The organism is Microbispora sp. GKU 823, assembly GCF_002027145.1.
GTDB lineage: Bacteria > Actinomycetota > Actinomycetes > Streptosporangiales > Streptosporangiaceae > Microbispora > Microbispora siamensis.
On record NZ_MWJN01000112.1, the window covers coordinates 18,908 to 29,360 of the forward strand.

11 protein-coding genes and 1 pseudogene are annotated in these 10,453 nt (G+C 72.7%); 3 read left to right on the forward strand and 9 right to left on the reverse strand.

Annotated features, from left to right (window positions below; all coding sequences use genetic code 11):
* The first annotated feature begins 14 nt into the window (after positions 1-14).
* Positions 15-437 carry an alternative ribosome rescue aminoacyl-tRNA hydrolase ArfB gene (gene arfB, locus B1L11_RS37325; RefSeq protein WP_079319979.1) on the forward strand — a complete coding sequence of 141 codons (423 nt, stop codon included), beginning with the start codon at positions 15-17 and terminating at the stop codon, positions 435-437.
* Here arfB and B1L11_RS37330 read toward each other — a convergent pair.
* Positions 409-1,035, reverse strand: coding sequence for a TetR/AcrR family transcriptional regulator (locus B1L11_RS37330; protein ID WP_218671544.1), 627 nt, complete (start codon positions 1,033-1,035; stop codon positions 409-411). The two genes, arfB and B1L11_RS37330, sit on opposite strands and share 29 nt — an antisense overlap.
* Positions 1,036-1,118: 83 nt before the next feature.
* Here B1L11_RS37330 and B1L11_RS37335 point away from each other — a divergent pair, with 83 nt between their 5' ends.
* Positions 1,119-1,871 carry an SDR family NAD(P)-dependent oxidoreductase gene (locus tag B1L11_RS37335; protein ID WP_079319981.1) on the forward strand — a complete coding sequence of 251 codons (753 nt, stop codon included), beginning with the start codon at positions 1,119-1,121 and terminating at the stop codon, positions 1,869-1,871.
* Positions 1,872-1,884: 13 nt separating this feature from the next.
* Here B1L11_RS37335 and B1L11_RS37340 read toward each other — a convergent pair whose 3' ends face one another.
* The 5 genes and pseudogenes from B1L11_RS37340 to B1L11_RS52895 all read right to left on the reverse strand — a co-directional run bounded on the left by B1L11_RS37340 (position 1,885) and on the right by B1L11_RS52895 (position 7,574).
* Positions 1,885-3,519, reverse strand: a complete 1,635-nt coding sequence (locus tag B1L11_RS37340) for an amidohydrolase (RefSeq protein WP_079319982.1) — start codon at positions 3,517-3,519, stop codon at positions 1,885-1,887.
* 27 nt (positions 3,520-3,546) lie between these two features.
* Entirely contained in the window at positions 3,547-4,986 is a 1,440-nt protein-coding gene (locus B1L11_RS37345; protein ID WP_079319988.1) for an MFS transporter, read from the reverse strand.
* Positions 4,969-6,521: pseudogene (locus B1L11_RS46075) on the reverse strand (urease subunit alpha); the annotation flags it as partial. The pseudogene B1L11_RS46075 and the gene B1L11_RS37345, both read right to left, overlap by 18 nt.
* Positions 6,518-7,084: an urease subunit gamma gene (locus B1L11_RS37355; protein WP_079319983.1), complete on the reverse strand. Its 567-nt coding sequence runs from the start codon at positions 7,082-7,084 to the stop codon at positions 6,518-6,520. The pseudogene B1L11_RS46075 and the gene B1L11_RS37355, both read right to left, overlap by 4 nt.
* Before the next feature lie 109 nt (positions 7,085-7,193).
* Positions 7,194-7,574: a hypothetical protein gene (locus B1L11_RS52895; RefSeq protein WP_256863222.1), complete on the reverse strand. Its 381-nt coding sequence runs from the start codon at positions 7,572-7,574 to the stop codon at positions 7,194-7,196.
* A gap of 278 nt (positions 7,575-7,852) precedes the next feature.
* Between B1L11_RS52895 and B1L11_RS52900 the strand changes: the two genes are divergently transcribed.
* Complete coding sequence (locus B1L11_RS52900; RefSeq protein ID WP_256863223.1) at positions 7,853-8,377, forward strand: CdaR family transcriptional regulator; 525 nt, start codon at positions 7,853-7,855, stop codon at positions 8,375-8,377.
* A gap of 171 nt (positions 8,378-8,548) precedes the next feature.
* On the opposite strand, the gene B1L11_RS37365 is transcribed toward B1L11_RS52900, so the two are convergent.
* The 3 genes from B1L11_RS37365 to B1L11_RS37375 form a co-directional block, all read right to left on the reverse strand.
* On the reverse strand, positions 8,549-9,184 hold the full coding sequence (locus B1L11_RS37365; RefSeq protein WP_143737826.1) for a hypothetical protein: 636 nt from the start codon (positions 9,182-9,184) through the stop codon (positions 8,549-8,551).
* Between the two features lie 42 nt (positions 9,185-9,226).
* A complete protein-coding gene (locus B1L11_RS37370) occupies positions 9,227-10,006 on the reverse strand; it encodes an HAD-IIA family hydrolase (protein WP_079319985.1) in 780 nt (259 codons plus the stop codon).
* Between the two features lie 34 nt (positions 10,007-10,040).
* A partial coding sequence (locus tag B1L11_RS37375; RefSeq protein WP_143737827.1) for an RNA-guided endonuclease TnpB family protein occupies positions 10,041-10,453 on the reverse strand: 413 nt, incomplete at its 5' end.

The window sequence follows — 10,453 nt, forward strand, 5'->3', positions numbered from 1 at the left end:
AAGGGAGAGAACCGATGTCAGGCCCGTTGCACGTGCGCGGCTCGGTCGTCGTGCCCGAGGCGGAGCTCGCCTGGCGCTTCTCCCGCTCGTCCGGCCCGGGCGGCCAGGGCGTCAACACCACCGACAGCCGGGTGGAGCTGAGCTTCGACCTCGCGCGTACGACCGCCCTCGGCCCGGCGCTCAAGGCCCGCGCGCTCGAACGGCTCGCCGCCCGCCTGGTCGACGGCGTGATCACGCTGGCGGCCTCGGAATACCGCTCGCAGCTGCGCAACCGGGAGGCGGCGCGGGAGCGGCTCGCGGCCCTCCTCCGCGACGCGATCGCGCCGCCGCCCAGGCGGCGCCGTCCCACCAAGCCGTCCAAGGGCGCGGTCGAGCGCCGCCTGGCGGCCAAGAAACACCGCTCCGACCTCAAGCGCCTGCGCCGTACGGACGACTGAGCCGCGCCGCGCTGTCCCGCAGGTGCCCGATGCCCATGTCGAGCGCCGCCTCCAGATAGGTGAGCCGGCCGGTGGACAGGTGGAGCAGCACGCCGCCCTGGATCCCCGCGAGCAGCGCGGCCGCCGCCCGCCCGGGATCGATTCCCGGGTCGATCTCGCCCGCGGCCTGCATGTGCCGCACGCCGGTGGCGATCTCCGCCTCCCACCGGAGCGTCAGCTCGGTCACCACCGCCTGGGCGCCCGGGGTGCTGTGGCCGACCTGCGACATCACCACGTTGAGCGGGCACTGCCGCCCCTGCTCGCGGTAGCGCTCCACAATGCGGTCACGCCAGGCCCACCAGGCCGCCCACGAGGTGAGCTCGCCGAGGTAGGGCTGCTGGTCGGCGAGCACCCGGTCGGCCTCGAAGCGGGCCACGGCCAGCAGCAGCTCCTCCTTGCCGCCCGGGAAGTAGTGGAACAGCTGACTCTTGCTGGTGCGCGTCCGGGCGCGCACGTCGTCGAGCGTGGTGTCCATCACCCCGCGCTCGCGAATCGTCTCGGCCGCGCCCTCGACGATCCGCTGCCGCGTGGCGGCCCCCTTCGTGGTCAGCGCCCCCACCGCACCCTCCTTCTTTTGGACTTGCCGGTCCATTTTGCCGCAGGCAGCATGAACGCCGCACCGCGTCTCACAAGGAGATTCACATGATGGAACGCCTGCGGAACCGCACCGCCCTCGTCACCGGCGCCACCGACGGCATCGGAGCCGCCGTCGCCCGCGCGCTCGCCGCGGAGGGAGCCATGGTCGTGGTCCACGGCCGCGACACGGCCCGGGGAGAGAAGGTGGTCGCCGCCATCGCCGAGGCCGGAGGACGGGCCGCCTTCGTCCGCGCCGACCTCGCGCACGCCCAGGCCGTACGCGACCTGGCCGCGGCGGCCCACGACCTGGCTGGCGGAGCGCTCGACATCCTGGTCAACAACGCCGCCATGCTGATCACGCCGAGCCCGACCGCCGAGGTGGCCGAGGACCTCCTCGACGGGGCGCTGGCGGTCAACGTCAGGGCCGCCTTCCTGCTCACCGGCCTCGTCGCCCCGGCCATGGCCGCCCGCGGCCGCGGCGCGATCGTCAACATGGGCTCGATCAACGGCCTGTTCGGTACGGACGGGTCGGCCCTCTACAGCATGACGAAGGCGGCGATCCACTCGCTGACCAAGTCGTGGGCCGACGAGTACGGACCCCACGGCGTGCGGGTCAACACGGTGGCGCCGGGCCCGACGTTCACTGAGAAGGTCGCCGCGATGGAGGAGTACCTGGCACCGATGATCTCCCGGCTGCCGTCCCGGCGGGCGAGCACGCCTGACGAGGTCGCCCGGGCGGTCGTGTTCCTCGCCGGCGACGACGCGTCGAACATCCACGGCGCGACGCTGAGCGTCGACGGCGGACGCGCCGCGATCTGAGCGGTCCCTGTCCCTAGGCGGACAGGCCGGCCTCGTCGAAGACGAAGGCGCCGCCGACGACCGTGGCGAGCACGGCGACGTCCTTGATCCGCTCGGGGGCCACCGTGAACAGGTCGTCGCCCAGGACGACGAAGTCGGCCAGCTTGCCGCGTGACAGCGTGCCCTTGTGCCGCTCCTCCCCCACGGCGTACGCCGAGCCGATCGTGTACGCGCGCAGCGCCTGCTCCACGGTGAGGGACTCGGCGGGGGTGAACGGCACGCCGCTCGCCGTACGGCGGTTGACCAGGTCATGGATGCCGAGCAGCGGGGCGCCGTCGGCCACGGGGCAGTCGGAGCTGCCCGGGATCACGATGCCGGCCTCCAGGAACGACCTCTGCCGGTAGCAGCCGAGCGAGCGCTCGGGGCCGAGGGCGGCGAGCATGCCGTCGCCAAGCTCGGAGACGAACCGGCCCTGGGGCACCGGGATGACGCCGAGCCTGGCGATCCTCGCCACCTGGGCGTCGCTGGTCACCGCGCAGTGCTCGATGCGGTGGCGGGCGTCGGGCCGGGGATCGCGCGCCTGCGCCTCCTCGTAGGCGTCGAGGACCACGTCGATCGCGTGGTCGCCGATGGCGTGGGTGGCGATCTGCCAGCCCGCGGCGTGCGCCCGCAGGATGAAGGCGCGCAGCGCTTCGGCGTCCTCCTGCAGCAGTCCCCGGTTGCCCGGCTCCCCCTCGTAGTCGCAGCACATGGCGGCGGTGCGGCCGATGAGCGAGCCGTCGGAGAACAGCTTCACCGGCCCGATCCGCAGCCGGTCGTCGCCGATGCCGGTGCGGAACCCGAGGTCGAGCCCGAACCAGCCGTCGCCGATGTCGTGCAGGTTGGGCGAGCCGGGCATCAGCGTGGCCCGCTGCGGCAGGACGCCCCGCCGTACCGCCTCCTGGAAGGCCGCGAGGTCCCAGGCGCCGTTGCCGGCCAGCCCGCGCCCGATGCCCGGCTCGGTGAAGCTGGTCAGGCCCTCGCTCGCCGCCACCCGGCCGGCCAGCGCGATTCCCTCGACGAAGTCCTCGAACGGCACCGGGCGCAGCACGGCGTCCGCCAGGCCCTGGGCCTGCTCCGCGAGCAGCCCGTCGGGCCGGCCGTCAGCGTCCCGCCCGACCGTGCCGCCGGCGACGTCCGGCACGTCCTCGACGCGTTCGAAGCCCATGCGGGCGAACGCCGCCGTGTTCGCGACGCCCATGTGGCCGGAGACGTGCTGGAGCCAGACGGGCCGGCCGCCGGCCGCCCGGTCGAGCGCCTCGCGGCTCGGATGCAGCCCGCCCAGCTTGTTCTGGTCGTAGCCCGCTCCCTTGACCCACGCGTCCGGCGGCAGGCCCGCGGCGCGCTCGGCGACCTTCGCGTACAGCTCGTCGAGCGTCCGCACCTGGCCGTCGCGCAGGTCCAGCTCGCGCAGCCGCTGGCCCCGCATGCTCAGGTGGTGGTGGGCGTCGTTGAACCCCGGCACCACCGGCGCCCCGCCGAGGTCGACGACGACCTCGGCGGTGAGCCCGTCCAGGTCCTCGTCCAGCCCGGCGATCCGCCCGGCGAACACGCCGAGCCGGGTCGCGGCGGGCCGGTCGGGGTCCAGGGTGGTGAACCGGCCGTTGACGAACAGGACGTCCAGACGCATGGTGCTTCGCTTCCCTTCGAGGTTGCCTCAGACGGCCGTGGTGACGGGCCCGGCCTTCGCCGCGACCGCGGCGCGGTGACGCAGGCCGGCGACGCACGCCATCGTCAGCAGGATGATCACGATGTACTGCGCCACGACGAGCCAGATCGATCCCGACCAGGTCAGCAGCGCCTGCGCGATGAGCGGGGTGGTGCCGCCGATCAGCGCGCCGCACAGCTGGTAGGACAGCGAGATGCCGGTGTAGCGCACCCTGGCCGGGAACGCCTCGGCGAGGAAGCCCGCCAGCGCCGCGTACGACGAGCCGCCGAACACGATGCTCAGGGCGAGGCCCAGCGTGGCCAGCGGCGCGGAACCGGTGCCGACCAGCAGGAACGTCACCGGCGTCATGACGATCAGCACGGTGAACGCCGCCAGCATGAACTTCGCGGCGCCCCAGCGCTGGCCGAGCACGGCCCCCACGGGCTGCGTGACGAACTGCACGACCGACACGACGAGCAGCACGTTCAGCATCGTGCCCTTCGCGATGCCGAGGTCGGTGGTGGCCCACGACAGGATGAAGGTGTTGGTGAAGTAGGCCGAGGCGATGCCGACGCCGCTCGCCCCGATGCCGAGCAGCACCAGCGGCCACGCCGTGCGGAGAACCTCGGCGACCGGGAGCTTGGCGACCTCCCGCTGCTCGCGCATCCGCACGAACTCCGGCGACTCCTCGACCCGCAGCCGGATGACGAGGCCGATCACGAGCAGGACGGCGGAGGCGAGGAACGGGATGCGCCAGCCGTACGACCGGAACGCGTCGTCGGGCAGCAGGCTGACCAGCGCGAACATGCCGGTGGCGAGGATCGACCCCGCAGGTGAGCCCTGCTGGGCGAACGCCGCGTAGAAGATGCGCTTGGGCCCGGCGTGCTCGGCGGCGATCAGCACGGCGCCGCCCCACTCACCGCCCACCGCGATGCCCTGCACCAGGCGGAGCGCGGCCAGCAGCGCGGGCGCGGCCATGCCGACGGACGCGTACGTGGGCAGCACGCCCACCAGGGTCGTCGCGCCGCCCATGAGGAGCAGCGTGGTGATGAGCGTGCCCTTGCGTCCGATGCGGTCGCCGAGGTGGCCGAAGACCACGCCGCCGAGCGGGCGGGCCAGGAACCCGACCCAGAACGTGGCGAAGGACGCCATGACGCCCGCCGTGGGGCTGGCCTCGGGGAAGAACAGCTTGCCGAACACCAGCGCCGAGGCCGTGCCGTAGATGTAGAAGTCGTACCACTCGATGGAGGTGCCGACGAAGGAGGCGATGCCCGCGCCGCGGGCCTTGCTCGTACTCAATTGCGTGTCACCAGGGGGACTAGGCGAAGTGATGCAGTCGGGACAGGGGCACCTCGGTGGCCGGGTCCACGTGGACCTCGGTCCGTCCACCAGGACGGGGCCGGGCTCGCGGGACACCTCGACCCGCGGGGTCGCCGTGTTGCGGCACATGTCGGCCCTGGTCAGGCCGCGCGCGCGGCGGATGGCCGCGTAACGCAGGCCCGCGGGCAGCGCCTCACGGGCGTCCGCGGAGTCCAGCGCCTCGTGGGCGACGAAGATCCGCGACAGGCGGGCCGGCGCGTCGCCGAGCCCGCCGAAGTACGGGCGGTAGACCCTGGGCTGGGTCAGCCGGGTCGAGCCCGAGCCGCTGCCGGAGACGCCCCAGGCGACGAAGCCGGCCTTGATGACGAGCTCGGGCTTGGTGCCGAACCACGCCGGGTTCCACAGCACGATGTCGGCCAGCCGCCCCGGCTGGAGGGTGCCGACCTCGTGCGCCATTCCGTGGGCCAGGGCGGGGTTCAGTGTGAGCTTGGCCAGGTAGCGCAGCACCCGTGCGTTGTCGGGCTGTGCGGCCCCCACGCGCAGCGCCTGCAGGTGGGCGAGCTGCCAGGTCCTGCGGATCGTCTCGGCGACCCGTCCCATGCCCATCGAGTCGGAGTTGACGATGCTGATGGCGCCGAGGTCGTGCAGCGCGTTCTCGGCCGCGATGGCGTGCGCCCTGATCCGGCTGCGGGTCACCTCGACGTCGCTGTCGATGTGGTGGTTCTGCCGGTGGACGGTCATCGTCATCGGGAACAGCTCGCCGACCGTGTTGGTGGTGTAGGGAATGGTCGGCGTCGTGGACGACGGCAGGATGTTCGGCTCGGAGAGGATCTGGAGCAGGTCGGGATGGCCGCCGCCGCCCTCCACGTGGTAGGCGTGGACCGTGCGGCCCCGGGTGGCGGCGACCGTGTCGGTCAGGTAGCCCGACTCGTTCATCGAGTCGGTGTGCAGCGCGACCGGCAGGTCCGCCTGCTCGGCGACCCCGAGGCAGGTGTCCACGATCCGGGGGGTCGCGCCGAAGTCCTCATGGATCTTGAAACCCCGGCGCCGGCGAGCACGGCCTCCTCCAGCAGCCTGGGCGAGCTGGAGGAGCCGCGGGCGAGGAAGGCGACGTTCATGGGGGTGCCCCGCCAGGCGCTCATCAGCGTGTGCAGGTTGTGCGCGGGGTTGCAGCCCACGTCCCAGACGCCACCGAGGCCCATGCCCACGACGGTCGTCACGCCGGAGGCGAGCGCCGCCGGCGCGATCTCGGGCGAGGACAGGTGCACGTGCGAGTCGATGACGCCCGGTGTCGCGATGAGGCCCTCGCCGGTGACGATCGCCGTGTGGGAGTCGATCGCGAAGTCCCCGTCGCCGGTGTTCACAGCGCCGACGCTGACGACCCGGCCGTCCTTGACGCCGATGGCCGTCTTGCGCACCCCGAGCACCGGGTCGAGCAGCACGACGTTGGTGACGACCAGGTCGAGCGCCGACTCCCGGTCGGCGCGCGGGGAGGCCAGCAGCCCGTCCCGCAGCGTCTTGCCGCATCCGCCGAGCAGCTCGTCGCCGTACGGCGTGTCGTCGTGCTCGACCTCGATCCACAGGCAGGTGTCGCCGAGCCGTACGCGGTCGCCCGTGGTCGGGCCGTAGATCCTCGCGTAGGTCTCCCTCGGGACGGTCGTCACGCCTTCACCACCTCCACGATCCGCTCTGCTCCCGGGGGGAAGGCGAGCGCGGTGCCCGCCGGGATGTCCAGGCGCATGCCCTCCGCCTGCGCCCGGTCGAAGGACAGGGCGGGGTTGACCTGGTCGAGCGGGAAGTGCGAGGAGACGTAGACCGTCTGCCCGCCCTCGTTGCGCACGGTGATCCGCCCCCGGTCGCGCCCCGCGTTGAGGCACAGCTCGCCGTCGGCGACCTCCACCGCGCCGGGGCCGCGCCCGTCTCCCACGCCGAAGGGGGTGTCGACGCAGACCAGGGCCGTGCCGTTGGGGAACAGCGCCTCGACCTGCACCTGCGGCACCAGGTCGGGCACGCCCTCCATCACGTCGTCCGCGGTGAGCAGCGACCGCGCCGCCGCCACGACCTCCTCCAGGGACGCGCCGTCCCAGGCGCGTTCGAGGATCTCGTCGCAGAGCAGGGCGATGGCCTCGGGGGCGTTGAGCCGCCGGCCCCGGGCCCGGCGCCGCCGCGCCAGTTCCGCGACCGTGAAGAGGGTGAGCCGCTCCTGCTCGCGAGGCGTCAGGTGCACAGTCCGCCCTCGCTTTCGTCTCCGCTCAATGGCCCGTCCTTGCGGGCGAGTCAACCGTAGGCGCAGGCCAGGGGCTTGCCCAACGGCATTCCGTCGCGAAAATCGGCGGCTAGATTGTGCAGATGAACATTCCCCCACCGGCCCCGGTGACCGAGCTCGCGCTGCGCTGCCTCGACGACATCGACGACATCGTCGACGAGTGGCTGGCCCAGGTCGAGCTCATCGATCCGTACGGGTCACCCGACCCGCCGGTCTCCCGGGACGAGCTGCGGGGAACGGCGCTGACCGGGCTGGACATGCTGCTGCGGCACATCGCCACGGGATCGGTCGCCCCCGGCATGGCCGGGCTGTCCGAGCGCGTCGGGGAGCGCAGGGCCGGCCAGGGGGTGCCGCTGGAGTCGCTGCTGGCCGCCGCACGGCTCGACGCCCGGGTGCTCTGGCACGCCATGAACGCGCGGGCGACGCCGGAGGCGCTGCCCGGCCTGATCACCGGGGCCCACCTGGTCTGGGAGGCGGTGGAGCAGCACGTGACCGGGCTGATGACGGGCTACCAGCGGGCGGTGCTGGAGATGGGGCGGCAGCGGGAGGACCAGCGCAGGGCCTGGTTCACCCGGCTCATGGACAACCAGGGCCGCAACCCCGACGTGGTGCGCGACGCCGGCCGGGTCCTCGGGTTCGACCCGGCGCAGCCGCTCCTCGCCGTGGTCGCCCACCCCACGGACGGGGCGGCGCTGCGCGCGGCGGCGGCGGGGATGGCCGCCGGCGGGGGTGCACTGTTACCGGCACGAGTCGCCGACCGGCGACGTGCTGATCGTGCAGCCGCCGGCCCGGACCGCCGATCCGCCGCGCCCGGTCCTCGCCGCGCTCGCGGGGGTGCGCTGCGGCGTCTCCCCCGTCGTCGCCGGCCTGTCGCAGGCGCCCCGTGCCGTACGGCTGGCCTCGGCCGCCGCGGGGGCGTCGCGGGCCGGTGCGGGGCCGCGGCGGCTGGAGGACGCCTGGCTGGACGTCTTCGTCGCCGGCAGCCGGGAACTCGCGGCCGAGCTCGCGCACCAGGTGCTCGGCCCGCTGTCCGCCCTGGGCGAGGCGGAGGGCGAGCGGCTGCTGGAGACCGTGCGGACCCATCTGGCCGGCTCAGGCTCGGTCGCCGACACGGCCACGGCCCTCTACTGCCACCGCAACACCGTGCAGCACCGCTTCGCGCGCTTCCGCGAGCTCACCGGCCGGGACGTGCGCGTCCCCGAGGACGCCGCCGTCGTCGCCCTCGCGTTACGCGCCGCCGACGCACTCTCCTAGACGCGCTGTCCTAGTGCCCCTCCCGCCAATCTTTGCCCCGTCGCGTCGCCCAGAGCGGCACCTCGCTTCGTTGTCGTCGTCGCCCATAGCTCCGCTACGAGCTCCTCCTCCGCCTTGCGATGCACCACTCTGGACACCGCTCCGTCCGGGCAAATCTTGTCGGTCACGGCACTAGAGCCTGCGGTCTTCCATCTCCCAGATGTGGTCGATGACGTGCCAGATGATGCGGCGGGCGGCGTATCGGACGGGCCAGCCGGCGCCGTCGGCGGGAAAGGCCTCCGCGGGCCGCTCGAGCACCCGCGCGATGTCCTCGCGCATGGCGGTCAGGCCGGCCTCGTCCTTGAAGGGCTTGTGCCGCACCCCGATCTTCCTGGCGTACGCGCGCTCGGCCTCCACGACGTGGGCGACCATCTTGTCCCTGTCCCTGCCGCCGCCCCTGGGGCCCTTGCGCAGCTCCTCGGGGGACGCCGCGGCCACCTCGGCGAACACCGCCCAGGCCGCCCGGGCGAGGGCGACGGCACGGGCGGCCTCCGGCGCGCCCACCGGCTCCCGGTCGAAGTCCGGAATGGCGGAGATCGCGCCGAAGTCCGTCGTTCTGTCGCCCTGCACGCGCCCGACGATCGCCGGGTCCCCCGGCGCGAACTGCAGCCCCGCGCGCTCGGCGATCACCCGGAAGCGCGGGGTGTAGTCCACCAGAGTGTCGAGCGCGGCCTCCTCCGTCCTGCCGATGCGGCACCAGCCGGGCCAGTCGATCGAGCAGGCGAAGACCTTCTTGGGGCCGATTTCCAGGTAGACGCGATGGTTCATGCCGGTCAGCATGGCACCCGTACCTGACAGGCCACGTCAGGTTCAGACCAGGTCGATGAGGTCGGCCACGGAGTTGACCACCTGGGTGGGCCGGAACGGATACCGGTCGATCTGGTCCTTCTGCGTGACACCGGTGAGCACCAGGATCGTGTGCAGGCCGGCCTCGATGCCGCAGACGACGTCGGTGTCCATGCGGTCGCCGATCATCGCGGTGGTCTCGCTGTGCGCGTCGATCCGGTTGAGCGCGCTGCGCATCATCATCGGGTTCGGCTTGCCGACGAAGTACGGCTCCACGCCGGTCGCCTTGGTGATCATCGCGGCGACCGCGCCGCAGGCCGGCAGCGAGCCCTCGGTCGAGGGGCCGATCGGGTCGGGGTTGGTCGCGATGAAGCGGGCGCCGTTGTCGATCAGCCGGATCGCCCGCGTTATCGACGTGAAGCTGTAGGTGCGGGTCTCGCCCAGCACCACGTAGTCGGGGTCGAGGTCGGTCAGCACGTAGCCGACCTCGTGCAGGGCCGTGGTCAGCCCCGCCTCGCCGATCACGTACGCCGAGCCCTCGGGCCGCTGGTCGGCGAGGAACTTGGCGGTGGCCAGCGCGGAGGTCCAGATCGCCTCGGGCGGCACCTCCAGCCCGGCCGCGCGCAACCGTACGGACAGGTCGCGGGGGGTGTAGATCGAGTTGTTCGTCAGGACGAGAAACCGCTTCCCCGACTCCTTCAGCCGCCTGATGAACTCGTCGGCACCCGGCACCGGCTGCCCCTCGTGGACCAGCACCCCGTCCATGTCGGACAGCCACGACTCGATGGGCTTTCGCTCGCTCATGTGTCCAAGCATGGCAGTTGACTTCCTCCCGGCCCTAATGGACCGGGATTCCCGCCCTCACGGGCTGGGCTTCCTGCTTCACCGCCGACCGCCGAAGGGAGGACCCTTGCGGACTCACGTCAGCTCCACAGGCAGACACCGCTCGACCAGCGGCCAGGATGTTCTTGGCGGCGTTGACGTCCCGGTCGTGCCGGGTGCCGCAACCCGGGCACGTCCAGTGCCGGGTGGAAAGGCTGAGGGTGGCGAGCAGGTGCCCGCACGCCGAGCAGATCTTGGACGAGGGGTACCAGCGGTCGATCACGACCAGGCGCCGCCCGCAGCGCCGGGTTTTGTACTCCAGTTGGCGACGGAACTCGCCCCACCCGCAGTTCGAGATCGCCCGCGCGAGGGACCGGTTACGGACCATGCCGCGCACGTTGAGGTCCTCGATCACGATCAGGTCGTGGT

What these genes read in the sequence shown, in the direction of transcription:
- arfB (WP_079319979.1), top strand. Translation starts at nt 15, where the DNA reads ATGTCAGGCCCGTTGCACGTGCGCGGCTCGGTCGTCGTGCCCGAGGCG.
- B1L11_RS37335 (WP_079319981.1), top strand. Translation starts at nt 1,119, where the DNA reads ATGATGGAACGCCTGCGGAACCGCACCGCCCTCGTCACCGGCGCCACC.
- B1L11_RS37340 (WP_079319982.1), bottom strand. Translation starts at nt 3,519, where the DNA reads ATGCGTCTGGACGTCCTGTTCGTCAACGGCCGGTTCACCACCCTGGAC.
- B1L11_RS37345 (WP_079319988.1), bottom strand. Translation starts at nt 4,986, where the DNA reads ATGTGCCGCAACACGGCGACCCCGCGGGTCGAGGTGTCCCGCGAGCCC.
- B1L11_RS37365 (WP_143737826.1), bottom strand. Translation starts at nt 9,184, where the DNA reads ATGAACCATCGCGTCTACCTGGAAATCGGCCCCAAGAAGGTCTTCGCC.
- B1L11_RS37370 (WP_079319985.1), bottom strand. Translation starts at nt 10,006, where the DNA reads ATGAGCGAGCGAAAGCCCATCGAGTCGTGGCTGTCCGACATGGACGGG.